The 26,925-nt window shown below is 40.7% G+C and carries 22 protein-coding genes; 19 read left to right on the top strand and 3 right to left on the bottom strand.

Annotation, left to right across the window (positions count from 1 at the left end):
• The first annotated feature begins 1 nt into the window (after position 1).
• Both ACMZOO_RS03160 and ACMZOO_RS03165 read left to right on the top strand, forming a co-directional pair.
• Positions 2–1,009 carry a 5'/3'-nucleotidase SurE gene (locus ACMZOO_RS03160; RefSeq protein WP_440905347.1) on the top strand — a complete coding sequence of 336 codons (1,008 nt, stop codon included), beginning with the start codon at positions 2–4 and terminating at the stop codon, positions 1,007–1,009.
• A gap of 16 nt (positions 1,010–1,025) precedes the next feature.
• The gene (locus ACMZOO_RS03165; protein ID WP_440905348.1) at positions 1,026–1,709 is read left to right on the top strand and encodes a hypothetical protein; all 684 of its coding nucleotides are present in this window, start codon (positions 1,026–1,028) and stop codon (positions 1,707–1,709) included.
• Positions 1,710–1,792: 83 nt separating this feature from the next.
• Here ACMZOO_RS03165 and ACMZOO_RS03170 read toward each other — a convergent pair whose 3' ends face one another.
• Together ACMZOO_RS03170 and ACMZOO_RS03175 are read right to left on the bottom strand one after the other, a co-directional pair.
• Entirely contained in the window at positions 1,793–3,634 is a 1,842-nt protein-coding gene (locus tag ACMZOO_RS03170; RefSeq protein ID WP_440905349.1) for a PhoX family protein, read from the bottom strand.
• Between the two features lie 24 nt (positions 3,635–3,658).
• Entirely contained in the window at positions 3,659–5,758 is a 2,100-nt protein-coding gene (locus tag ACMZOO_RS03175) for an endonuclease/exonuclease/phosphatase family protein (RefSeq protein WP_440905350.1), read from the bottom strand.
• 205 nt (positions 5,759–5,963) lie between these two features.
• Between ACMZOO_RS03175 and alr the strand changes: the two genes are divergently transcribed.
• A complete protein-coding gene (gene alr, locus ACMZOO_RS03180) occupies positions 5,964–7,064 on the top strand; it encodes an alanine racemase (RefSeq protein ID WP_440905351.1) in 1,101 nt (366 codons plus the stop codon).
• Between the two features lie 8 nt (positions 7,065–7,072).
• On the opposite strand, the gene ACMZOO_RS03185 is transcribed toward alr, so the two are convergent.
• Positions 7,073–7,609 carry a DUF1993 family protein gene (locus ACMZOO_RS03185; RefSeq protein WP_440905352.1) on the bottom strand — a complete coding sequence of 179 codons (537 nt, stop codon included), beginning with the start codon at positions 7,607–7,609 and terminating at the stop codon, positions 7,073–7,075.
• Positions 7,610–8,547: 938 nt separating this feature from the next.
• On the opposite strand from ACMZOO_RS03185, the gene ACMZOO_RS03190 reads away from it, so the two are divergent.
• The 16 genes from ACMZOO_RS03190 (at position 8,548) to ACMZOO_RS03265 (ending at position 26,925) form a co-directional block, all read left to right on the top strand.
• Entirely contained in the window at positions 8,548–9,435 is an 888-nt protein-coding gene (locus ACMZOO_RS03190; protein ID WP_440905353.1) for a LysR family transcriptional regulator, read from the top strand.
• 87 nt (positions 9,436–9,522) lie between these two features.
• Complete coding sequence (locus tag ACMZOO_RS03195; protein ID WP_440905354.1) at positions 9,523–10,416, top strand: glutathione S-transferase family protein; 894 nt, start codon at positions 9,523–9,525, stop codon at positions 10,414–10,416.
• 14 nt (positions 10,417–10,430) lie between these two features.
• A complete protein-coding gene (locus ACMZOO_RS03200) occupies positions 10,431–11,015 on the top strand; it encodes an HD domain-containing protein (RefSeq protein ID WP_440905355.1) in 585 nt (194 codons plus the stop codon).
• 214 nt (positions 11,016–11,229) lie between these two features.
• Positions 11,230–11,961: an IclR family transcriptional regulator gene (locus ACMZOO_RS03205; protein WP_440905356.1), complete on the top strand. Its 732-nt coding sequence runs from the start codon at positions 11,230–11,232 to the stop codon at positions 11,959–11,961.
• A gap of 136 nt (positions 11,962–12,097) precedes the next feature.
• Complete coding sequence (locus ACMZOO_RS03210) at positions 12,098–12,580, top strand: hypothetical protein (protein ID WP_440905357.1); 483 nt, start codon at positions 12,098–12,100, stop codon at positions 12,578–12,580.
• Positions 12,580–14,253, top strand: a complete 1,674-nt coding sequence (locus tag ACMZOO_RS03215; protein WP_440905358.1) for a GMC oxidoreductase — start codon at positions 12,580–12,582, stop codon at positions 14,251–14,253. Before ACMZOO_RS03210 ends, ACMZOO_RS03215 begins: the two co-directional genes overlap by 1 nt.
• Before the next feature lies 1 nt (position 14,254).
• Positions 14,255–15,313: a ferritin-like domain-containing protein gene (locus ACMZOO_RS03220; RefSeq protein ID WP_440905359.1), complete on the top strand. Its 1,059-nt coding sequence runs from the start codon at positions 14,255–14,257 to the stop codon at positions 15,311–15,313.
• Positions 15,314–15,328: 15 nt separating this feature from the next.
• The gene (locus ACMZOO_RS03225; RefSeq protein ID WP_440905360.1) at positions 15,329–15,955 is read left to right on the top strand and encodes a DUF952 domain-containing protein; all 627 of its coding nucleotides are present in this window, start codon (positions 15,329–15,331) and stop codon (positions 15,953–15,955) included.
• Positions 15,956–16,038: 83 nt separating this feature from the next.
• On the top strand, positions 16,039–18,696 hold the full coding sequence (locus ACMZOO_RS03230; RefSeq protein ID WP_440905361.1) for a response regulator: 2,658 nt from the start codon (positions 16,039–16,041) through the stop codon (positions 18,694–18,696).
• Positions 18,697–18,708: 12 nt separating this feature from the next.
• Entirely contained in the window at positions 18,709–19,611 is a 903-nt protein-coding gene (locus ACMZOO_RS03235; RefSeq protein ID WP_440905362.1) for a GGDEF domain-containing response regulator, read from the top strand.
• A gap of 258 nt (positions 19,612–19,869) precedes the next feature.
• Complete coding sequence (locus tag ACMZOO_RS03240) at positions 19,870–22,248, top strand: TonB-dependent receptor domain-containing protein (protein ID WP_440905363.1); 2,379 nt, start codon at positions 19,870–19,872, stop codon at positions 22,246–22,248.
• A 4-nt stretch (positions 22,249–22,252) separates the two neighbouring features.
• On the top strand, positions 22,253–22,867 hold the full coding sequence (locus ACMZOO_RS03245; protein WP_440905364.1) for a PepSY-associated TM helix domain-containing protein: 615 nt from the start codon (positions 22,253–22,255) through the stop codon (positions 22,865–22,867).
• A gap of 34 nt (positions 22,868–22,901) precedes the next feature.
• On the top strand, positions 22,902–23,420 hold the full coding sequence (locus ACMZOO_RS03250) for a DUF2271 domain-containing protein (protein ID WP_440905365.1): 519 nt from the start codon (positions 22,902–22,904) through the stop codon (positions 23,418–23,420).
• 31 nt (positions 23,421–23,451) lie between these two features.
• The gene (locus tag ACMZOO_RS03255) at positions 23,452–24,285 is read left to right on the top strand and encodes a DUF4198 domain-containing protein (RefSeq protein ID WP_440905366.1); all 834 of its coding nucleotides are present in this window, start codon (positions 23,452–23,454) and stop codon (positions 24,283–24,285) included.
• A 5-nt stretch (positions 24,286–24,290) separates the two neighbouring features.
• Positions 24,291–25,589, top strand: a complete 1,299-nt coding sequence (locus ACMZOO_RS03260; protein WP_440905367.1) for an NADPH cytochrome P450 oxidoreductase family protein — start codon at positions 24,291–24,293, stop codon at positions 25,587–25,589.
• 103 nt (positions 25,590–25,692) lie between these two features.
• Positions 25,693–26,925 (top strand): NnrS family protein, encoded by a 1,233-nt coding sequence (locus ACMZOO_RS03265; protein WP_440905368.1) that lies wholly within the window; start codon positions 25,693–25,695, stop codon positions 26,923–26,925.

Here is a 26,925-nt window from a genome sequence, read left to right on the forward strand (position 1 = left end):
AATGAAAAAATCGTTAACTACTTTAGCTTTATTAGCTGCTGGCTGTATTTCAACTTCAAGCCATGCGTTAAATATTTTAGTCACCAATGATGACAGCTGGCATACCAAAAATATTCAAACCTTGTTTGATAAATTAAAAGCAGCTGGGCATAACGTTATCATGTCTGCACCTTGTACTGGCCAAAGTGGTAAAGGTGGGGCAATTCATTTCTTAAAAGCGGTTAATGTGGATACATCACAAATTGCTGACGGCAAAGTCTGTGTTGGTGACACTGACGAAACGGTCAAATTTGAAGATTTTGTTGAAGGCACACCTGTTATGGCCGCTTTGTATGGTATTGATGTGCTTGCGCAACAAACTTGGAATGCAGCCCCTGACTTAGTGATTTCTGGGCCAAACGAAGGCAACAACCTAGGTTATATGACCAATAACTCAGGTACTTTGGGTGCAGCAAATGTCAGTATCGCCCGTGGTTTGCCGGCAATTGCAGTTAGTGCAGATACTTCAACTGAAACGGACGCTGACGTAAATGCAGTGGCTGACGCTGTGGTAGAAATTGTTGCTGAACTAGTGGCCAACCAACAAGCGGGTCAACCTTTATTGCCTAAATTTACTGGCTTAAATGTAAATACTCCGGCGGATATGGCCAATGTTAAAGGTTATAAATTCACCCAAGTCGGCTGGAATGCTGGTGGTATAGATGTGAAATTTGCTGGCGATTTATCCGCAGATCAAGTGGTAATGGGTTATGTAGCACAAGGTATTTTAGCTGCAGGTTATGCACAAGATATGGCGAGCGCGATGCAAATGGCACAAAGCCAATATGCAGGTAAAGCGGGTGTATCAATTGAGCGCTCTACCCCACTAGTTGATGATGAAAACGCTAATAGTGAAGGCAACGCAATAGCAGAAGGTTACATTACCATAAGTACCATTGAAGCAAATGTACAAGCAACACAAAGTAAAACCGCTTGGACTCGCATGCAGTTAAATGGTTTAGTGGATTAATAAGGTGGCTTTAGCAATGAGAAATATATCCACGCGTATACTGGCTGGTGCGGCAGCGTTAGCAGTGCTCAATTTAACCGGTTGTGACATCAGCATTAATTCTGACAGTGATGATGATACTCAAGCCAAATTTTTGCGCAGCAATAAAGGTATCTATCAAAGTGTATTTAGTAACCAACAATTGCAAGCTCAAACCTATACTTTGGTTATTGACAAACAAGGCGCTTTGTTAATTACAAATAACGATAGAGACGAAACAACAAGCTACCAAGCCAGTTTTACATCGGATGATGAAATGCTGATGTTTGCTGACAAAATTAACTGCGGCCTTGGTGCTAGTCCATCTGCATTTAGCTGTAGCTTTGATACTGCTTCAAATACAGATGAAGCAACAATCCTAACTATGTTGGATTCATCACCAGCTATCACAAATGCTGAACTAACAGGTACATATCAAGGCATATATCAAACGCAAAAACTTGTGTTGGATATCGCGGCGTCAGGGCAAATATCTGCTGAATATAACAACTGCCAAATTAGCGGACAACTTGCAACAAATAGCAACTTGTTAACCAAGTTAACTGACTCATGCGAAACAGGTCAACAGCTTGCTTTTGTCAGCCTTGAGCAATTAACCGATGAACTATCTGTTGTGAAAATTTCCAGCGAACATACTGCGCTTACGGGTTATTGGTTTTAAGCTGGCTACAGGCTAGGCAGAATAGAAAGTAAAAAAGACCTGATTTGCGAATGCGCAAATCAGGTCTTATTTTTTAGGTTAAATTATTTATCCATTTCAAGATTAAAACGGAATGGACCAACATAACCAATTTCAGATTCCATATCGCTTTCACGACCTTCAGGATGCTGAGCAACCGCAGTTAAATAACCAAAACCATTGATATCTTTGTACCAGAATGGCGAAGTGGTTTCTGCTTCTAAAGGAGAAGTATAAATACGGGTTAACTTACCTGTATCTAAGTCATACGACCAAATCATGTTGTTCACATGATTACTGGTATCTTCACCAATAATTAAAGTGTTTGATTCAGCTAAATAACTTACGTTATCAGGTGAGGCAATTGAGTTAACATCACAAGAGTTACCTTCGTAAACGTCTCCTGCTGCATAACTAAACGGCACACCGGCAACTAAGCCTTTGATATTTTTAGCAACATATTCTGAATTAACAGAGTTATCTGCCATCACATCTAATTCATAGACAACACCACAAGAGTTTCTATCTAAACGGATATGATTAGGGCCACCTTTATCATTTGAACTAGCATCTTCCATACCACGTGATACTTCAGACATAGCTAGGTATAACTTGCCATCTTTTTCGTTAAAAGTAATACCTTCTTCTTTACGAAATTCTGTAGTTGCACCTTTGTAAGCTGCAAAACGACGAGTTTCTAAACGTGACGCAATTTTCTCGTCGGCCGCATCAATCACAGAATCTTGATTAATGTCTTTTAACTTAACACACTCAAAACCAGCTGAAGTATTTATTGAAGTGAAGCCTGTTGCACATTGGTCGTTGTCGTCTGCATCAACAAACTCAAAAATGTCTGTTAAGTGTGGTTTTTTCGCAACTTCAGCACGAATTTCAGCATTGTTTGCATGGCCTAAACTCACCCACTCTAAATCAGCTTCACCCGAGTTCGCCGCAGAAGTTTGCATCCATTTAGCAGCATACAAAGTACCTGAAGATAAATCTTGAGCTTGGTCAGCAACAAACATGTAAAAACCACCGTTTGTACCGTCATCAGATAAGTATACAGTGCGATTATCAGGCATTACATAAGCCAACTCATGAGCAAAACGGCCCATTGAGTAATGTTTAGTATATTCAGCTTGACCTTGTGCATTAATTTCAACTTCTGGCGTCCAACCATAATAATATGGGCTTGCCATAGTTAAATCATCTTGCCAGTAAGGTGCGATTGCATCGTAGTAAAAGTCACCTGTTTTACCATCATCACCAACAGTTAACGAGCCACTTGGCTCATATTCTTCTGAGCCTAAATGCGACTGCCAAGGTGTTGTTTGGCCAGCACAATGTACCCAACCACCAAATTCATCTTTTTGGCTAACAAACTCTAAAGTACCGGCAACTGGCGATAAATGACCATATTCATCTTGCGCCAACTCTTGTACATAAATAGAACCGATCTGACATTCAAATTGCGACACCATATACAATTTGTTGTTTTTCTCGATGATACTATTAAAGTCTAAGCCCGAACCGACACCAGCATTAGTGCCATTACAGATGTAATCACTACCGTCTTCAAACGTGATTGGTTGATCCATGTAGTCTTTCGACAAACCGAATTTTTCACCTGTTTGATCATCTTCATAGGCTGTTGCCATAATACGACGATAACCGATAGACTGAATTTTACCGTTTACCACAACCTCTCCACTTGCACGAATTTGTTGTTGTGCATCAAGCGACAATGGCACCGCAATTTCAGCAAAAGATAATTCTGTCATTTGTGGTTGATGATGGTCATCGTTGTCATCGTCATCGTTAAAATCTAAGTCAATTGAACAAGCTGTTAATGCTGTCGCAGTTGCCACTGTCAACAAGCTTAATTTAAACAAATTTTGCGTTTTCATTGTTAGTTCTCCGTGTAAATAAATCTATTGTTTTAAACGTCTAAATGCAGCAAGTGTCAGCAGCAATAACCAGAAAAGGTTGTTTGTTGCGCCACCGTCAATTTCATAATCATCATCGTCGTCATTATCATCTTCATGCTCATCAACTAGGTCAGTCATTGCGACATCGACCCACACAAGGCGGTGATCTGACGAAGCTGCGCGAGTTTCAACTAGTGGATATAAATCTTGGTCTTCAGTTGGCCAAAACACTGAACCTTGTTGAACATTTAACCCTGAGCGAGAAGTCAGTACATAATCAGCGCGCATTTGCCAAGAAGCTGTGTGATAAGGTGCAAGAGGATTGTCACTGTCGTTTGCCACCCCACCGTTAGAAGCAGGCGCGAACTCAGCGTACACTTTGTCGTTTAATAAAAGTTGGTCGATAGTGCCTGGGTAAGCATCACCTTCAACTGATGCATTTAAATCACCCGCTATAACAAAACGCGTATTTTTGTATAAACCGCCCGTCTCTCCTTGGTCGTCATAGATATATTCAGCACCATTGATATAATCTGCCCACAAACGAATTTCGTCATGATTTCTTCGACCGTTTCTGTCTTCATCACCATCAAAAACTGGCGGAGTTGGATGACTTGCTAAGATATGAACCAACTCACCATTTATTTCTACTGGTACATCCCAATGAGATTTTGAAGATAAACGCAAAAAATTAGTTTCGTCTTGGTTATACCAAGCTTGATTATCGTTAGCCGGATCAACTGGCATTAAGTTGTTTGGCATGTCTTTCCATAAAAACTTTTGGAAAGTGCGTACTTTGTCTTGCGCTATTGGATAACGCGACAATAACAACATGCCGTATTGACCTTCAAAACGACCGTACCCGTAAGCGTCGTCTGCCGTTGCAAAGTTACCATCGTTATTTAAATCAAAACCTGAATCTATCCCTGTATTAGAAGGCGCAACATAATAATAAGGGTAATCAATAGACTGGGCGTTATCTGACTGTGGAATGTTCAAATATTGGCTGATAAACATATCAACACCGCTATTTTCATCAGCTATGTAGTCAAACTCATTCAACAACACAACGTCTGGGCGAACTAACTGAATAATTTGCGCTATGTTTTTAATTTGTTGATTGTCACCTGCTGCTAACTCGTCCGCTAATATTTGTGCGCCATTCAGTTCAATGTCAGTAGAAGTATAATTTTCAGCTTCCATACTGACGTTAAAAGTCGCGACACGTAAATGTTCTGCAGATGTTTTTGCTTTAACAACATATGGATTAGGTGCTTCTACATAAACATCTTTAGTTAAAGTGAGTGTTTGCGCATTGGCATCTTCAATAACAACAGTAACAGTGTAATCACCACCTTGATTAAATTGGTGTGTTACTGCTTCGCCTGTTGCACTTGAACCATCGTCAAAGTCCCAAGTGTAAGTATATGGCGCTACACCACTATACGCGGTTGCTTTAAATTCTGTGTCCGCCGCGAGTTTTAATTCAGTTTTACTTGCGGTCATAGCTGCCACCATAGGCAAAGCTAAATTGTCACCTGTTACATCAACCAATACATCGTCAATGTACCAAGCACCGTTGTCACCATCCGCGTCGGCTGATGTTTGATAGTGGAAAGCTATAGTGATTTGTTGACCAAGATAAGCAGCTAAATCAATATCGCCAGATGATTCAAAACCTGAACCACCAGAGCCTTGGCCATCTTGAGGTAAAGATGGATTTAACTCAGTCCAAGTGGCAGTTGCTGGATCACTTCCAGTTTGAAAATCACTAGAAACTTTAACGCTCAAGTTAGTGCCATCAAACCGAACTCGAGAGGTAAATGATAAAGTAGCAGTGTTTATACCTGTGGTTGAAAGATCAATAATTGGTGAAATTAACCAATCATCACTTCCTTCGTTACCACCATAACCATTCATAGCAGCTGTGCTGGTGCCGCTAAATGTGTCGTTAAACCAGTTTTTATCGCTTGAACTAGTATAAGTTGAAAATTGACCATCTAAGCCAATGTTAAAATCTTCAAAAAATACCGGTTGAGCTTGAGCTAAACTAGATACAAGCCCTAGTGCAGCTAGGCTGAGTCGTGTAGATACCATTTTCATACCTGTCCTTATAATTTTTGCCAAATTTGCAGTAATGTAGAGTAATGACAGGTCGGACAAGTTAAGCTGATTTAATGACCAATTGTTGAATGCGAAATGACAATTTGTAGACAGTTATATTGCATGTGTGCCCTTTTACTTTCGTTTTCTATCAGATCACTGCATAATAACCAGCAATCTAAGATGTAAAAAAGTTTAAACAGCCATGACTACAGCGGTTGCACATATCAAGCTGGCTGCGCTAGCGCACAATTTAAATATTGCCAAGCAGGCAGCTCCCAATTCGAAAGTTATGGCTATTTGCAAAGCGAACGGCTACGGACATGGACTACTAGAAACTGCACAAGCAATGGCTGCAGCCGATTGTTTAGGTGTTGCACGTATTGAAGAAGCAATGCAACTGCGCCAAGCTGGCATATCCTTACCCATTATTTTGTTGGAAGGTATTTTTTCAGCGCAAGAGCTAATAGATGCAGAAGAAAATGACTTGGTGATTTGTATTCATCAGCAATGGCAACTCGATATCATCAAAGAAAATGGCAGTGGTAAAGCACTTACAGTTTGGTTGAAAGTAGATACGGGTATGACGCGCTTAGGTTTGTCTGCAGCCGAGATATCTAGTGCGATTGAACAGCTTGCCAAGTTGCCACAAATCAACAAACAAATTTGTATTGTTAGCCATTTTGCCTGCGCCGATGAACCGAATCACCCATCAATAAATCAGCAAATGCAAAACTTTCAAAATTGCATGCAACAAGCGCATGTTACCGCTGATAAGTTAGGTATTCAGTTGACTAGTTCAATGGCGAACTCTGCTGCAAGTTTAACTTTGCCTGAATGCCACCACGACTATATTCGCCCAGGTATTATGTTATACGGCGTTTCACCTTTGATAGACAGAATAGGTAAACAACATAATTTATTGCCTGTGATGCAACTCACCAGCAAACTTATTTCAATTAAAGCGATAGAGCCTCGAACCTCAGTTGGTTACGGCGCAACTTGGCATAGTAATAAACATACACATATTGGTGTTGTTGCCATAGGTTATGGTGATGGTTACCCACGCCATGCTAAAAATGGTACACCCGTATGGATAAATGGCCGTATTGTACCGGTTGTTGGCCGCGTTTCTATGGATATGATCACGGTTGATTTAGGCGAAAATCCGCAAGAACAAATTGGGGATACTGTAGAGTTGTGGGGTGACAACTTGCCGATTGAACGCGTAGCCGAACACTCGTCTACCATTGCTTATGAGTTGTTGTGTCAAATTACCGCACGGGTATGTAAAAAATACTATTAAGCTTGTTTTTATTCTTGTTCGAAAGAAAAATTGGCTGGGTATTTATGATAACCATCAAAATGCCCTTTGCTAACTGACACTCCATTTTGTTTTGCAGTTAAATACAACATACTGAAGTGAAAACAAAAGTTGGGAATTATATATTGATTGATAAAAGCATCAGGCGGCAAGCTCACGGTCGCAAAACCTGCTTTATCAGTGCAAACTTCCTCGTCATTTTTTCGTGTTAGCCTACTAACCTCCAACGACATCACATAATCACTAACCTTTTGCCACTGTTGCAACAAACCTTGCCAGCTATCATCTGAATTTTCAAAGTTGTTAAAGTCATCTGGCCATTGTTTATTTAGTAAAGGTGCAAACCCACGTAATATAAAATTACAACAAATTCGCCATTGAGTATGCGCGGCAAACATATCGTCAAAGGGACGTTGTTGCCAAATGTTTGAATTGTGTTGTTGTATTTGTTCACCGAGTGTTTTCATGAGCGGTAAATAATGCAATGCAAAATTTTGCATGCTTTTTAATGGCGTTGCGTTAGTCATGTTTTGCGCTTGTTATCTATTATGAAGGCTTGTTTGCTATTTTTGCACCGTCGCCTTAAATTAACAATATGGCTTTATATAACTAGACTGTTGCTTATATCGATACAATTAAGTAGCAACATACCCGTGTTAGCGCTAAAGTTAGGTGCAAACATGCCCATTTGAAGCATAATTTTCTAAAAACGCGGTACACCATCCATGGTCGCTCCCACAAGACTTCCCTGCCTTGTGAAGTTTTAGAAAATCAGCGTTCAAATAGGCATTGTCGAACGATTGAGTTGCGGTGAGCAGAAGGCATGAAACGTCTTGCAGCAATAAAAATGCTAATAAGGTGGATGGGCGTGTTTTGAACAAAACTTCACAAAATAGGGGCGAGTAAAGACCGAAGCGCAGCTTCGCAGCTGAATGAGGTGGAGCCATGGATGGCGACAGGACTTGCCTGCAAGGACGAATCGTTTTCCATACTTATTTGTAGGCTAGCGTTTGTGAAAAATACCCCATTTACCTTATGAGATGAGGGGCAAGAATTTATTATCGCTGAAAGTTAGGTGCGAGTACGCCCATTTGAAGCATAATTTTCTAAAAACCCTATACACCATCCATGGTCGCTCTCACAAGGCTTCCCTGCCTTGTGAAGTTTTAGAAAATCAGCGTTCAAATAGGCATAGATAAACACTTTTACCGCTACATGATTGGGTTTACTTCAACATTTATGCAGCAATAAATAAGCTAGATGAGGATGGGAATTGCGAACAAACGAACCAACCTCAATTTGCATGGATGCAATTTGCGAGCGCCCAAGGACGGCTTGCAGCGATTGGTGAGTTGGTCGGGATTTCCAGCCGATTTTGCAAGTGTCAGTTAGCGCTAAAGTTAGGTGCAAATAAAGTAGATAGGATGCACTATTTAAATAGCAGCAATGAACAAAAGAGGTAACAATGGACAAACTAAACTGTATGCAGGCCTATTGTGCTGTTGTCAAAGAAGGTGGCTTTTCCGCTGCTGCCCGAAAACTCGGGATCTCCAAAGTTATGGTTAGCCGTGCAGTCTCATCACTCGAAAGTGAACTCGGCATACGCCTACTGCACAGAACAACCAGACAAATGAGTACCACAGCCGAAGGGCAAGCCTATTACGAAAGATGTTTTCCACTGCTTGAAGAATTCCAACTACTCGACGAAGCAATAAAATCAGACCATGCTGGAGCAAAAGGTAAACTCCGCCTTGCAGCACCCGCCGAAGCATTCTCACAACAATACCTAACGCCAGTTTGGGTTAAATTTGCACAAGCCTATCCAGAAATAGAACTCGACATAACCATGTCAGATCGCTACATAGACATAGTTGAAGAAGGTTACGACGCGGCAATCCGCATAGGAAAATTACAAGACTCCAGCTTAATCGCTAAAAAACTTGCTGACATGGAACTAGTGCTTTGCGCCAGTCCAGAATATTTACAACAACATCCACTAATTAAGCACCCACAACAACTTCTAAACCACCAACTAGTAGTCGATAGTAATTTCCGCGGTGGTCAAAGCTGGCCATTTACTAAAGGTGCAGAAGAAATATCAATACGCGCGTCAGGCAAAGTTCGCGTCAATAGCACACTTGCCGTCGCTAGCTTTATTCAAGCAGGTTTAGGCATAGGTTTATGTTTATCGTTTTTGGTTGAAGACAAAATTAAATCAGGCGAGTTAGTTCGAATACTGCCTGAATGGGAATTAATGAAAGGCGGTATCTACATTTTATACAGCCACCGCAAACACTTATCGAATAAAGTACAAGTATTTAGCCAATTTCTCGCGGACAATTGTTTCAAATAAGGTAACAGATAAACACCAATAACAGATATTGTTTCAAAAACTCTCAAATGCAAAACTTTAAATAGTTTAAGCAAAGAGGAAGTTATCATGTTACGTAATGGTCAATGGGTAGAAAACTGGCAACCTATTCAGCAAAAAAGTGAAGACGGCGACTTTATTCGCCAATCATCTGGCTTCAGAGACGGTGTTGTTGCAAACGCACCGGCCGATAGATATAACCTATATGTCGCTTATATCTGCCCTTGGGCTTGTCGTACTTTAATGTTACGCAAGCTAAAAGGACTCGAACATGCCATTTCAGTTTCTGTTGTAAATCCAGTATTAACCGAACAAGGCTGGGCATTTGATCAGCCAGAAGAAAATATGCAAAAGAACTATATGCACCAGTTATATAGCCACAGTGACAGCCGCTATACAGGTCGCGCAACAGTGCCGGTATTATGGGATAAATATGAGCAAAAAATCGTCAACAATGAATCAGCGGATATCATTAAAATTCTTAACGATGATTTTAATCACCTAGCCAAAAACGATATTAATTTACGTCCAAGCCATTTGGCGGAAGAAATGGCATCTATCAACCAATATATATACGACAAAATTAACAATGGCGTGTATCGAGCGGGTTTCGCTAGCACTCAGCAAGCATACGAACGAGGTTATCAAGATGTATTTGATGGTTTAGATACAATGGAGCAAAAACTCGCCAAGCAAACCTATTTGTTAGGCGAACACTTAAGTGAAAGTGACATCAGATTGTTTGTCACGCTAATTCGATTTGATCTCGCCTATTACAGTATTTTTAAGTGCAATAAAAAGCGTATTAGCGACTATAAAAACCTACATGCTTATATGCACAGAATCTACCAACTGCCGGGCATCAAACAAACGGTTAATGCTGAACACATCAAACAAGGGTATTATTCAATAAAAACACTTAATCCCTCTGGTATTGTGCCAATAGGCCCTGACAGCATTTAAGGAAAATACAAGCTATGCCTGCATCTATGCAACAAATTACTGACTACCTATACGAACTCGGTTCACTGAAATTGGTTAACCGAAAAACCTATGTGAAAGGCCAAAGTCGAGTTGAAAACTCAGCTGAACATTCATGGCATTTAGCCATGGCTTGTTGGAACATAGCTGAAACGTTTCAGCTGAACATTAGTCATGAAAAGTTAATTAAATTAGCCTTAGTACACGACTTAGGTGAAATAGATGCGGGTGATACCTTTTTATATTCAAATGATAGAAGTAACGCCCATATCAAAGAAAGGGATTGTGTCGCTAGATTGCAACAATATGCAGGTAATGGCTGTGAAAATATGCAAAATTTATGGGAAGAGCAAGAAACAGGCACAAGCGCAGAAACTAAATTGCTCAAAGCAGTCGATAGATTACTGCCTTTTATGTACAACATAAAAAGCCAAGGAAAAGCTTGGCGAGAACTAAAAGTTAAACGCAGCCAAGTGAGCCGCGCTCATGCATTTATTAAAAACGATTTTCCAGAGATCCATAAGTGGATGACAGCCCAAGTTGAAATTGCCGTATCCCAAGGTTGGCTGATTGATGAATAAGCTTATAAATCAGTCTTATTGTCAGATTTGGCGTACAAATTTGTAAACAAGCAAATACACATGAACAAAAGTTAAACGATTAACCAAAGTTGCTTAAATAATGCTATTAATCAGTATGACTTTATCCTAATATAGCTAAACCATATATGAATAAAGCAATTTTCATATGTCGTAGGTATACAATTACGGGTTGTTTTGCAGAAGCTGTAGGATTATGGAAAAAGAAAAAAAGCAACAAAAAACAGATGTAAAATATACTGCACCAGCTTTGGAAAAAGGATTAGATATCATAGAGTTGCTATCTAAAGAACCCGATGGGTTACGCCTTAAAGACATTGGTGGAAAGCTAAATAAATCTGTTTCAGAAATATTTAGAATGGTCTCCGTTTTAGAACGCCGCGATTATTTGTCACTCGATCCAACAAATGACCGATACTCATTATCTTTAAAACTATTTGAAGTGGCGTTTGACAACATGCCAGTTGACAGCCTAGCGCGCTCTGCCGGAGCACCTATGGAACTGTTAGCAATTGAAACTGGCCAGCCTTGTTATTTAGCTATGGCATATAAAGATAAAGCCATGGTTATTCAGCAAAAAGATGCCCCATTAGATTGGTTGATATGTGCAAGACTAGGCGCTCGTTTTGATTTAGACGCATGTTGCCCCGGTAAACTCATGTTAGCTTACCAGGATACTCCCTGCGACAAAGATGAACATTTTGCACTCATTCGCAAACAAGGTTATGTTCGAATGCCCAGTCCATTTCTGGCCGGTGTAGAAGAAATTGCCTTTCCAATATTCGATAGATTAGAGCAAGTTACCGCTAGCCTTGTCATTAACTATATAAGCTACCCGGGTAGTCACCAAATTTGTGATATTCAACAAGCTATTAGTAAAGGGCAGCATGCGGCAATAAAAATTTCTGACAAAATCAAGGTCAGTTAATAGGCAAAATTGCGCATAATTTATATATTTCATACCCTTAGGTGCAGCGTAAAGTAAAATTTACGGTTGCGCCTTTCGTTTTATTGGCTAAAATCCTTTGAGCATATAAAAATAATAGGCCAATTAAGGAAACGCCATGGATAACGTTATAACCTACGATGTGGAAACGTCCTACCCTTATTTAGATGACGACCTACAAATAGATCAAAGAACCTTTGAAGCCATGTGGAAACTTTTTTGCCACATCAAAGATTATTGGCAGTTGTCAGTACCAGAAACTGGGGTGAAGTCTCAGCTATTGGTTTTTATGCAAAACCGGATAAAAATCGACTTAAACTACTACGCTGACTACAAAAATGCCGCTAAAGTCATTCGCGAATTGACTTATCAATTGGGTGAACAAGCCGCTTACGAAAAGCTATTTACCGACCCATCCGCCAATTTACAACCGCCAACAACACACTTAGCTAGAGCCAGACAAAGAGTTTCTAATGAATTTATCACGCTCGCACTAGCAGTTGGTGGGTTTAAAACATTTGGTGCCAAAAACGCATTGGGTTTTATTAGTGGTGGCAACATTAAAGGCCAAACGCCTTACAGAACAATTGAGGAAGCATAATGAACAACACAACGGACGTACTGATTGTCGGTTCAGGTGTAGCCGCAGCGGCAATCGCGCAAAAAGTTTTAGAAAAAGATCCGCATAAAAAAATTACCATTCTAGAAGCTGGTAGCAAAGTAAAAATGCGCGACTTTGCAACTCATCAAAACTACTTAGTGACTGGTAACTTGCCGTATGAATTTTGCCAAGACAAAGCTTACCCAACCAAAGACAGCGCAGGTGAAAATGAAAGTTTAGGCAGCACACTTTTACCTATGCAAGGTTCAAGATTGATGATGTACGGTGGTTCGACTGTGCATTGGGGTGGCTGGTCTTTCCGTTTAAAACCTGAAGATTTTAAGCTTAAAAGCAATATAGAAAAACACATCAATAAACTATCCGGTAATTATGATTTAGTTGATTGGCCATTTGATTATGACGAGTTAGAACCTTATTACTGTGAAGCTGAACATTATATCGGTGTATCGGGCGACTCACATGACCCAAGTGTACCTCGCAGCAAAGCTTATCCTTACCCTGCGTTTCCGTACACAGCGGAAGATAAACCTGCATTAGACGCGCTTAAAGTATTGAATTTGCAATATAGCCATATGCCGATTGCTCGTCACGGTATGTCAGCGTCTGACTCAATTCACCCACCTTGCCAAACTACAGGTACTTGTAAATATTGCCCATTTGGTGCTCGATATGTTGCTGCCAACTATATCGACGACATGATGCAATACAAAGACTACCCGAACCTAGAAGTTAAAACTGGCATAGTGGTTGAAAGCTTGATTATGTCAGGCAAAAATAAAGTAAAAGGTGTGCGTTTTCACAATAAAAACATTTCAGAAACTGAAAGTTTTGAACTGCACGCACACACTGTCATATTAGCTGCTGGAGCAATTGAGTCATCTAAATTATTGTTACGCTCTATTGATGCCCATTGGCCAAATGGAGTGGGTAATGATCACGATTTAGTAGGTCGAAACCTTATCACTCACCCTTATATGATGTTTGAAGCAGATTTGCCGGAAAATCCAGATGGCTTAATGCCTGAAATGGACTTCCCAACTCTAGTTTCACGCCACTTCGACAGCGAAGCCCAACAATTAATGGGCAAATATATCATTGTTAACCCATCGAGCAGCATTGGTACACGCTTAGCCAAAGAAATGCAAAGTGGTAAACCTTTTAGCGTAATCAAAGACGAAATAACCGGTAAGAGTAAAATTCAACTGCATGTTTTAATTGAAATTTTCAGCCAGTACAACAACCGTTTATACAATGCGAGTAAACGCAACCATATAGGTTTAATTGAAACCGCTATCGACTTTGAACAAGGGCCTGATTTTAACCCTAGAATTAAACAAATTCAGGCTGATATAGAGCAAATATTTGCCGCTATGGGCGCAAGCAATACCAGGTTAAAAACTATTTCTTGGCGCGCGGATCACGCGGCCTGCACCACCCGCATGGCAGAATCAGCCAACAAAGGTGTGGTTGATAAAAACCTAAAAGTATTTGATGTCGACAATTTATACGTGTGCTCTAACGGCTCATTTGCCACATTAGGTGCGGTTAACCCAACTCTAACCTTAACGAGTTTGGCCATCAGGCTAGCGACTCACCTAAATAATCACGTATTTGCTCACGCGCAACAAACAGAAGTAGAGGAAGCTGTATAAAATGGACGCACAAGAAAAATTAGCCAAAATTCAAAAAGATCTGCAAACAGCAATCGAGCTAGAACTGAGTACATTGCCGCCCTATTTGACTGCATATTTCTCGATTCAACCAGGCACAAACGTAGACGCAGCCAATGCTATTCGTAGTGTATTTATGGAAGAAATGCTCCACTTATGTTTGGCAGGCAATACTTTAGTGTCTATTGGTGGTGAGGTGAAACTAGGTAAAGATAATGTGCCTAAATACCCTCTCACTTTAGAATTTAAAGGCCGTGAGTTTGAAATAAATTTAGAAAAATTTACTAAAAACACCATTCAAACATTCAGACGCATAGAACTACCTGATGACATGCCACCACTTGAAATGAGTTTAACAGCCATTGAAGACTTAGATGTAGACGGCTACAGCATAGGTGAGTTTTATAACAATATAATCAAAGAGTTAGATGAGCTAAACCAAGAATATCAATTAAGTGGTAAAACCTTGTTTAGCCAAGATACCAGCAATCAAATAACTGAAACCTATTTTTGGCGCGGTGGTGGTAAACCTATTGCTGTGACTGATATAGATTCAGCAAAAGCTGCACTTGAACAAATTATCGACCAAGGGGAAGGTGCCGCTGCAAGCTTGTATGATGGCGACTATAACGAATATGACCAACATAGAGACTTAGCGCATTTTTACAAATTTAGCCAAGTGTATTTTGAGCGCCACTATTTGCCAGATGACGATCCAAAATTACCACCAACGGGCGCGCCTATGAGTGTTGATTATGCACAAGTTTACCCTATGCTGAAAAATCCAACACATGAAGCTTATGCGCAAAACCCAGACTTACAATCGCTCAATCATAAGTTTAATCAAGCTTATAGTTTGATGTTGCAACAAATAGAAGAAGCATTTGCTGGCAATCCAAGAGTTTTATATAACGCGATAATGAACGGCATGCATGATCTTTCGCCAATAGCTACCACTATGGCCAAAATTGAATTAGATCCAGCACAAACTCATGGTTATACAGGTTGCCCATCGTTTGAATGGGTTGAGCCAGTTGAATAAATAAGGAATAAAAATATGGGATTTAAAATAGAAGTAAATTCAATTTTACGTACAGACCAAGAATACAATTTAAAAGTCGGTGAAGTATATTCATTCAGCAAACAAGGCAGTCGGATCTTTTTTGATGACATTCCAGTGTGGTTAACCGACAGCAACTGGCTGGCACTGGCAGAAATTAGCATAATGAGCCAAACACGTGAAGATAACCAACTAACTGGTCAATTTCGAGTGGATTACATATATGAAGGTGACGAGCAACAAGCCGTGACCAATATGTTTATTCGCATGTACGACGGTTTGATGGACCCATACATTTATTTATTGTCGAGTGAAGCTGAATATCAACAAGGTTTAGCCACAGGTGAAATTGTTCGCGACAGTTTACAAACAGAGGGCTTTATTCATGCCAGTCCAAAAAGCCAACTAAACCGAGTGGCCAACAAGTTTTACAAAAACACAGAACAGCCGCTAATTTTAGAATTAGACAAAAAAGTCATCACCAGTGAAGTGAAATGGGAACCAGCAACGGGTGGTTTATATCCACACATATTTGGGCCTATAAATATAGACAGTGTTCACAAAGTTGTACCTATTTCACTTGATGAATCGGGCGATTTTGCTATTAATACCAAAGAACTATAAAGATAATAATATGCCCAATTATTAGGGTATAAACCCCTGCCCGACTTAAGATGCTCGGGCAGGCAGATTACACGGATGGACTTATGGCGATAAATACGCATACCAACGATATAGAAAAGCTCGCATCCCTACTAGATGCTTTGCTCAATGCCACACCGGACTTAATTTTTGCCAAAGACAAAAACTATAAATACATAGCCCATAATCAAGCATTCGCCAAACTGGTCGGCCGACCCAATGAAGATTTAACCGGCAAAACCGACGAAGAGTTATTTAAAGATCAAGACGCAGCCAAACGCCTAAGATTAAAAGATAAACAAATATTCGACAGTGGTGATACACAAACTAGCCAAGAAACAACCGTCTATCCCAATGGCAAAACCATTAAAGTTGACACGTTAAAAGCGCCATTTTACGACGAACAAGGCGAATTAATGGGTTTACTAGGCATATCACGCGATGTCACCCACAGAGTTGAAGCTGAACAACAACTGAGCCAAGCGAAAGACAAAGCCGAAGCTGCAAATCAAGCAAAATCAGAATTTTTGGCAAAAATGAGCCATGAAATTCGCACGCCAATGAACGCGGTAATAGGTTTAACCCAACTGTTAAAACGCACTAAACTCGACCATGAACAAACAGATTATGTCGACAAAATTCTCAATTCAGCCGAAGTGCTGCTCAGTATAATCAACGACGTACTCGACTATTCAAAAATTGAAGCAAATTCACTGTCTATCGAAAAAATTCCGTTTAGCATTCAAAAGGTTTTAGACAAAACCATTACGATTTGCGAGCTAAAAGCGCTTGAAAAAAACCTAGAGTTTATCTTAGATCTGTCTAGCCAAGTGCCTAACTATGTAATGGGCGACCCAAACCGATTACAACAGATTTTGGTTAACCTAGCGAACAACGCAATAAAGTTTACCCAGCGCGGCCATGTTATCGTAAAAATAGAATTGGCCGACCGCCAAAGCAATCAAGCCCTACTTAAATTTTCGGTAACAGATACAGGAGTTGGCATATCAGACAAATGCCAAAAGCGCCTATTTACCGCCTTTTCTCAACTGGACAATTCGTTAACCCGCGAGTTTGAAGGTTCAGGTTTAGGTTTAGTTATCTGTAAACAAATTGTCGAATTAATGGGTGGGCATATTTCAGTGCTCAGTGAAGAAGGTCGTGGTTCGACATTCACTTTTACTATGCCATGCGAAGTGGTTGACGACGCGAAAAAAGCCAAACCACATCAAATTGACTACACCAAGTTAAAAACCTTAGTGGTAGACGACAGTGTAGTAGCCAGAAGCATATTAGTAGAACTGCTAAGTGAATTGGGCATGCATGTTGATTGTGCAGACAGCGGCCAAGATGCAATTAACATGGTGAAAAAAGCCAGCGAAATTCGCCGCGATTACGACCTAATCATAATGGACTGGCGCATGCCAGGCATAGATGGCATTAGCGCAGCAGAACAAATAAAACAAGATTTAGGTAAAAATCATATTCCAGCAATTTTATTGTTATCAGCATACGATTTAGACGAAGCACGCAGACAATCCGGTGCAATACATATAGACGCTTATGTCGAAAAACCAGTTAAACCACAAACCTTGTTAGACGGAATTTCACGTAGCTTATGTCATCAACAAAGTTTGGGACAAAACAACAACTCAAGTTGGAATTCACCTGCCCCGTCTAAATGGGATGGCAGTCAACTCGATTTTTCCCAAGCGAAAATTTTAGTAGTCGACGACAATACCATTAATCGTAAAGTCGTTTGTGGTTTCTTATCTGATACCAATATCCAAATAGATATAGCTGTAGATGGTGAACAAGCGCTCGATAAAATATTCACTTACGAGTACGACCTGGTATTAATGGATATCCAAATGCCAAAAATGGACGGTTACACAGCCACGCGCCATGTTAGGCAGAATCCTAAATTTGATAACTTACCTATCATAGCCATGACAGCCCATGCGTTAGATAGTGATAAATCTTTATGTATTTCCAAAGGAATGAATGCGCATTTAGCCAAACCTATTAATCCAGACGAATTGTTTGAAGTGGTGCTCAAATGGCTAAAAGCGGAAAAAATCAATAAACAACAAACTGCGCCATCGCAACAACATACAAAATTTGATAATTTTTTAGAGGCATTAAGTTGGATCCCACAACTTGAAGTCGAAAAAGCATTGTCACGCTGCCAAAGCAACCGTAAGTTATATTGCAAGTTGGTTGATGATTTTGTTACTGAACATCAACAATCAGCCGCTGATTTTTTGAACTTAAAACGCAAAGATGATTGCAACGCACTCTTTATAAAAGTACATAGCTTAAAATCGAGCAGTGCGTATATAGGTGCATTCGGTCTGTCACAAAAATGTGCCAAACTTGAAAGCCAAATAGAACTGAATCAAGATTTTTACGCAAACCTCAAAGAAGTGTGTAACGAGCTTGAGCAAATAGTCAACGCCATAAGTTATATACTTAAGTCGAATAAAGCCCAGACAGAAGAAGTAGATCAACTAGCAAAACCGTTAAAAGAACAGCTGCAAACTTTATTACCCCTATTACAAAAATCAGATTTTGCCGCCGAAGAATTAATCCCAGTGGTAGTAGAAAGCAGCTTAAATACCGAGTTTGCTGAGCAAGTGAAACAAATTTCTGAATTTGTTTCTGAAATTGAGTTCGAACTTGCTAGCGATTTATGTGAATTAACTTTAAATCAATGCAGTTAAAGAGATAAAGCTATGATAACCCCAGCACTACGCATACTGATAGTCGACGATGAAAAGTCCAATCTTGTGGTATTGAGTAACTTACTCAAAGCCGAAGCGCAAATTACCCTAGCCAGTAACGGCAAAGCCGCAATTGAAAAAGCACAAGAGCTTAAACCTGACATTATTTTGTTAGACGTAGTAATGCCAGACCAAAGTGGCTTCGAAGTAATTAAACAACTCAAAGCCTGTGAGATCACCCGCTCAATTCCGGTGATATTTATTACTGCCTTAGGTGATGTTTCAAGTGAAGAAAAAGGCTTTGAGCTGGGGGCTTGTGATTATATTTCCAAACCATTTCACCTAGGTATAGTAAAAGCGCGGGTAAAACTGCATTTAACTCTAGCCCGCCAATGCATTATGTTAGAAATGCTTGCAAACGTTGACCCACTCACAGCCATTGCCAATCGCAGAAAGTTTGACGAACAAGTTGAAGCTGAATGGTTAGTTGCTCAGCGTAACCAACAGCCCTTAGTTCTTGCTATGTTGGATGTAGATAAATTTAAACAATATAACGACCACTATGGCCACGCCGCCGGCGACCAAGTACTCACTCAGGTTGCTAAAGCTCTGAATGAACAATTACAACGCCCTCGCGATTTTGTCGCACGATATGGTGGTGAAGAGTTTGTAGTTGTCATTGGCGACATAGACATTGACGGCGCTAAAGCGGTTTTAGATAACTGCCGCCAAGCGGTCGAAAGCTTAAACATAGAACATGAACTCAGCCCACACGAAAAAGTAACCATTAGCGCTGGCGCAATTATCTGTGTACCAAATAACGACATCACCCCAGCACAAGCCCTAAAACAAGCAGATAGCATGCTTTACCATGCAAAAGAGCATGGCCGCAATCAAGTTTGCTGGAATGAATAACACAACACTGATGACTTAGCAGGAACTGCTAAGTCATCACCACTTATTTACTCTAAACCTACAACTTAAAAACAACTAAAACTTTTTCACATCAACTGAAACAAGCTTGCAACCCAAACGACAATTTAAAACGATAATTATTATCATTTGCACTTTTAATATAAATTCCTTTCCTATAGAATGCCGCGCAAATTAATCCCACCGACAACAAAACCAATATTTGGGATCAAAAATTATTCAAACAATATTGAGGGCGATATGCAAACCAAGTTAAAACTGTCAGCTGTTGTAATTGCAATGCAAGTAGCTTCATTAAATACCGCACATGCGGACCAAAGCAAAAAAAACGTTGAAGGACAAATGGAAACTATCGTAGTGACAGCTACGGGTTTCGAGCAAAAATTAACGCAGGCACCTGCGAGTATTTCAATCATCACTGCCGAAGATATTAAATTATCTTCATTCACCAACCTGTTAGACGCAGTTAAACACCAAGAAGGTATTGATATAGGCACAACCCGAGATAAAACGGGTCAAGGCAGCGTAAGTATGCGTGGTCTAACTGGCGAATATACCTTGTTATTAATTGACGGAAAACGTCAAAACAACCATGGTGATATTTATCCAAATAACTTTGGTGGCAATGCGTTTAATCATCTTCCACCAGTAGATACAATTGATAGAGTTGAAGTAATTCGTGGACCAGCATCAACCTTATACGGTGCAGATGCGTTAGGCGGTGTTATCAATGTCATCACCAAAAAACATACAGATGACTGGAGTGGTTCAATTACTTTTGGTCGTAGTTTGCAACAAAATGATGACTTTGGTGACGACATCACAACTGATTTTTCAGTACAAGGTCCTTTGATTGCCAACGTATTAAGTTTAGGTGTACGCGCAAGTGTTTATGAGCAACAGGCCTCATCACCACAGTTTTCACCAGCAGTTGACCCAAATGGCGACGTGCATGTGCGCTCTCTTGGTTTTGGTAGTGGCGGTCGTACCGTTGACAATAAAAGTGAGCATTACGGATTTAGCCTAAACTACACTCTGGCTAAAGGCCAAGAGTTAATGTTCGACTACGACAACTCTCACCAAGAATACGACAATACCCCTAGATTTAACGTAGATACCAGCGAAATTATTTACCCGCTAGGTACTAAAGACAGCATAGAAAGCTTATGGCAAGACAGCCGCGGCCGTGTTAACCCACGAGCAGGTTATGCAGCAGAGCAAGAGTTTGATCGCGAATGGTGGTCGTTAACTTATGAAGGCGATTTCGAATTTGGTGCGGTTTCTGCGTCAGTTTCTTATGTAGATACCCAAAATAACGGCCGAACTTTGCCGTTAAGCGTTACTGAGCGTTTATTGTTGCAAGAAATGTATGATGGCACAGGCGACTACGCTGATATGGATGAAGCAACGCGTAAACAGTTAGCTGAAGACACTTTCTTACCACGCCCTGCTCGCCCATTAGATAGCAGCCAATACACTTATGATTTACGTGTAGATATTCCAGTGGCGAACGTAGCTGGTGATCACAATTTAGTATTTGGTGCACAAGCGATTGATGGTGAATTACAAGACGGTGTATTTGGTTTAGAAAGTGGCAAAGCCGGTGCAATTCAAGAGCAAAAAATGTATTCATTTTTCGCTGAAGACAACTGGATGATCACAGACAAATTCACCTTAACTGCCGGTGTTCGTTACGACAACCACGACGTATTTGGTAGCCAAACTTCACCTCGTGCGTACGCGGTTTATAACTTATCACCAGAATGGACAATTAAAGGTGGTGTCAGCACAGGTTATAAAACCCCACAAACCACAGATTTGTACGATGGTATTACAGGTTTTGGTGGCCAAGGTACGAGCCCATTTGCCGGTAACCCAGAACTTAAGCCAGAAACCAGCGTAAACTCTGAAATTGCTTTGTATTGGAGCCGTGGCGACAACAATTTCAACATCACTTACTTCGACACGACCTTCGAAGATAAAATCGCCCGTGGTGATACAGTGCAAAGTTGTGAAAAAACAGCAGGTGTGCGCCCTTGTGTAAACTTAGGTCAGTACGATCAACTAGGGTACGAAACCTATAGTCAAAAAATCAATATCGACGAAGTTGCACTTCAAGGTGTTGAAATTGCCGGTCGTTACCAATTTTTGAATAACTGGTCTGTCTACGCTAATTACACTTGGACAGATAGTGAACAAAAAAGTGGCCCAAGCGCTGGACAACCACTCACCAATACTGCAGAGCATATGTCGAATATCAGCTTAAACTGGTCAGCCACCGACAATCTGTATGTATATTTGCAAAGTGAATTGCGCTCTGATCGTTACCGCGGTTACGACTCAACACTTGAACGTGAGTTGTACTACAAAAACTATTCATTACTTAATTTAGGTGCACGTTGGACACTTAATGACAATGTTATGGTGAGCTTACGCGTTAACAACCTATTAGATAGAGACTTTACCTCGTACACAACCACATATGACGATTTGAATGACGACGGTGTATACGAGTACCTAACAGGTCGTGGTGTTGTTAGTGAAGTTAACTTTGCCGACGATTACAACGTAAAAGACAAAGCGCGTAACTTCTGGGCAAGCGTTTCTGTGAGTTTCTAAATAAATGCAGTTTAGTTTAGGCTCAGTTAGACAGTGGCACTGGATCAGTGCCGCTTTTGCTTTGGTCGGCATGCTGTTGTTTTCTATTACCGGCATTACCCTCAATCATGCCGCTGATATTAAAACAACGCCTGATGTTCAATTGTTAGAAGTTGAATTGCCAACAACTTTAGTTTCAAGGCTAAAAAAGCAAGCTGAGCAGGCAATTGAAAGTGACCAAACAAGTGTGCCAACAGCACTCATAACTTGGTTGTCACAAGTACATTCGATTCAAGTTTCATCAGCGGCCAAAGCTGAATGGAACGAAGACGAATTGTACATAGTTCAAGCAGGGCCTGGGTTTGACGCTTGGTTGGCAGTTGATTTTTATTCCAACCAATTAACCTATGAAAGCACCAACCGCGGCTGGATAGCCTACTTTAACGACTTGCATAAAGGCCGTGATACAGGTGTTGTTTGGGGTTGGTTTATCGACTTTTTTGCCGTTATTTGTGTGATTTTTTGTCTATCTGGATTGATTTTACTTTGCCGTCAGGCAAACCACAGATGGATGACTTGGCCTATTACCTTGCTTGGTGTCGTGGCTCCAGCAATTTTATTGTTAGCCTTTGTTCACTAACAGTGAAAATAACAACTATTGGAGAAATAAAGTAATGAAAATTGGGAAATTGTTTTGCGGCTTAATCTGTGCACTGGCCACAACAGCAGTATCTGCCAAATCAGATTTACAACTAGAAGTAAGTATTCCGCGCTTACAAGTTGCCGAATACCACAAGCCATATGTAGCTGTATGGTTGGAAGACAGTAAGCGCAAAGTTACCCAAATAGCTGTTTGGTACGATGTTGAAATGGAAAATGGCAAAGGTGAAGAATGGCTTGCGGATTTACGCCAATGGTGGCGTCGAGATGGCCGTAAACTGTCGTTCCCGATTGACGGCATAACAGGTGCAACCAAAGGGCCTGGCATGCACACTGTCGATTTCGACCTATCTAAAGCCTTTAAAAACTTACCCGCAGGTAAATACACCTTGCGTATAGAAGCAGCCCGTGAAGTGGGCGGCCGTGAATTATTACAAATTCCACTTAACCTGCCACTAAAGAACAGTGAACTACCACTGATAGTTGAAGGCAGTTCTGAATTAGGTTTAGTGCGTTTGTCCACCACTAAATAAACAACAACAGAATGATTAAGGAACCTAAGTAATGTTAAACAAAAAAATTATTCAAAGCGCAATATTACCCCTAACTTTGTTGTTAGCCACAACACAGGTAAATGCACATAGAGCTTGGATCAAACCAAGTGAAACTGTTCTGTCTGGTGAAGAAAACTATGTCACCTTTGATGCTGCTGTATCCAACACACTATTTGTGCCAGAGCACGTAGCGTACAGAACCAACAGCATAGTCGCTTATGCACCTAATGGTAAAACATTAGAGCTAGAAAACGTGGCAACTGGCAAATACCGCGCAACATTTGATTTAAAGCTTGAGCAAGCTGGTACTTACCGCATTGCATCAGCGTCAGCTGGTATTCGCGCTATGTGGAAAGATGACGAAGGCAATCGCAAAATGTGGCCTGGCAGAGGCCGAAGTGCGGAAGGTGAAACCTTTGAAACGGCTGTACCTAAAAACGCCAAAGATTTACGTGTTTCTTATAGTGCACGCCGAGTTGAAACATTTGTTACTTTGGGTGAACCAAGCACAGACTCATTAAAACCAACAAATAAAGGTTTAGAGTTAGTTCCGGTAACACATCCAAACGATTTGTACGCAACTGAAAGCGCTGAATTTATTATGTTGATTGATGGTAGCCCTGCTGTTGGTGCTGAAGTAGAAATCAACCGTGGCGCCATGCGTTACCGTAACCAACCAGAAACAATTAACTTAAAAACGGATGCCAATGGTAAGTTTTCAGTAACTTGGCCAAAAGCGGGTATGTACTTTATTGAAGTATCGTATGAAGACGACAAAGCTCAAGCACCGGCCACAAAACGCCAAGGTGGTTATTCTGCAACCTTAGAAGTGTTACCACTCTAGTAAATATGTCGGATAATTTTCGAATCGGCCTAGCCAGTGTGTTAGGCCTTTGTTGGTGTATTTGGGTAATGGTTTTATGGTTTAAAAACCGTCCCAAAACAGCAAATTCCTCAGCGACAAAAATCGTCGCTTTTGCCAGCCAAACGGGCCAAGCGCGTTTACACGCCGAAGATTTTATCGCATCACTTACTGACGCGATACTGCTACCACTCAATCAATTAACTGCAGATAAATTGCAAACTGCATCTGAAGTGCATTTATTTGTCAGTACCTATGGTGACGGTGAAGCACCAGACAACGGCCGAACATTTATCCGCTCGCTAACAAAAATTTCGAATAATGCATTAACACAAGTTAACTATAAGGTGACTGCATTTGGTGATAGCCACTACCCTGCTTTTTGTGCATTTGGCAAACAAGTTTTTACTGAATTAGCAGAGCGCGGTGCACAAGCCATAGAGCCGTTAATTTGTATAGATGCCAGCCAACCACAAACTCAAGCACAACACTCTATTGCAAACTACTCTGATGTTGCGGTAACACAGATTCGCCAATTAAATACTGGCAGTCCGTTCGCTGGTTTATATTTAATTGAATTATCGGCAGCAAATCTCAGTTGGCAAGCGGGTGATATTTTAGAAGTGTTACCACCAGCAAATAATAAGCAAATGGCCACCCCTCGCAGTTATTCGATAGCCAGTGCAGACAGCCGTTTTGTAGAGAATAATCAGCTACAACTGATTGTTCGTTTATTAACTAAAGACGATGGTACTACAGGTTTAGCATCTGGATATTTAACGCAAGGTTGCCAAGTAGGCAGTCAAATTAAAGTTAAAGTACGGGCAAATCCAGCGTGCCAACTTAAATCAGAACAAGCTCCATTGTTGCTCATTGGCGCGGGTAGTGGTTTAGCTGGTTTAATCGGCCATATTGAACAAAGGTGTCATTTTGCCGATGCAGGCCCTGTATGGTTGATTTATGGTGAACGCGATGCTGAATTTGACTGCCATATGCAAACAGAGCTGGAAGCTTGGCAGCAACAAGGGGTATTAACTAGAATCGACCGAGTATTTTCACGCGCTACTCTCGCTACTGACACAGAAAAAGCCAAATACGTTTATCAAGTGTTAAGCCAACAAGCAGAGAATGTTCGCCGCTTTATAAAACAAGGAGCCGACGTCTATGTGTGTGGTAGTCTCGAAGGCATGGGCAAATCTGTAGATAAAGCCTTGCTAGAAATTTTAGGAGAACAAACCAAACAACAGCTGAGCGAACAAGGACGCTATCACAGAGATTTGTATTAAAACAAAATTAAGCATTATCACCTTGAGTTATTGATACAAATCAAATAAACAAAAATACCATGCCCTATGATAGTACCTGAGTGAATTAATCAGGTATATCGCTATGGCACTGTTAAATATTCAACAACCCAATACCCTGCGCCAACCCGCCGCACAAAAAGGCCACCCATTTTGGGAATTGGCCTTTCGGCCTTGGTTCTTATTAGCTGCACTTTGGTCTGTATTTGCCGTTACTATTTGGATGGGCTTTTTACACGGCAAGCCACTCACCCACCAATGGCATATGTTAAATCCGCTGGTATGGCATACCCACGAAATGATTTTTGGTTTTGCCGCAACAGTGGCCGCTGGTTTTGTGCTAACAGCAGTGCAAACATGGACCAGCCAACCAAGTTTAAATGGCAAGCCATTGATGCTGCTTACGCTTGTTTGGATAGCAGCACGAATATGTTTTGCCCTAAACGATTCAACCTCAGTTTACCTAGGTTTTGCCCTACAAATGTTATGGTGGCTTGGGGTTATTGCTAGTTACAGCCAACTCGTACTAAAAGTTAAAAACAAACGTAACTATGTATTTATTGGCATATTCAGTTTAATGATGTTTGCTAACGCAAGCCTGCTGATTGCCGACATACAACAAAATATTCCACTGGCAATTCACATAGCGCAAACAGCCGTGCTCATGTTTGTATTACTGATAAGTTTAATTGCTGGGCGAGTGATTGGCTTTTTCACTAAAAATGGGGCGCCGCAGAGCAACCCACAACAATATGCTTGGTTAAACTTAGTCAGTAATCTATTGTCAGCCGTTTGTGTTCTAGGCATATTTTTAACCTATTTCAGCCGCGATACTATTGTTTGGTATTTACTCAGTTTTATCTTTATCAGCACAGGTATTTTGCAAACCATTCGTTTAATTGGCTGGCAACCGCATAAAACACTCAAAGTGCCTTTGTTATGGTCACTACACGCTACATTTTTAGCCATGAGCTTTGGACTGATTTTGATGGGTATTAGTTTTGTAACTGACAACATCGGCTTTTCAGACGCACTACATTTAATCACTGTTGGTAGTATAGGTGGAATGATCTTAGCCATGATAGCACGCGTATCTTTGGGCCATACCGGACGCATGATTATAGTTGGCAACACTATGGCGATAGCTTTTGGCGCATTAATAATTGCAGGTATCAGCCGCAGCGCCTTGGCTATATTTGGTATGCCACAACTGAGTTGGAAAATCAGCGCTGTACTTTGGATTATCGGTTTTATGATATTTGTTGTTGTCTACACACCGATTTTATTTGCAGCGCGTAAAGATAAAATTGGGTGTTAG

This window comes from Catenovulum sp. SX2 (assembly GCF_052056295.1).
In the GTDB taxonomy this organism is placed as follows: domain Bacteria; phylum Pseudomonadota; class Gammaproteobacteria; order Enterobacterales; family Alteromonadaceae; genus Catenovulum.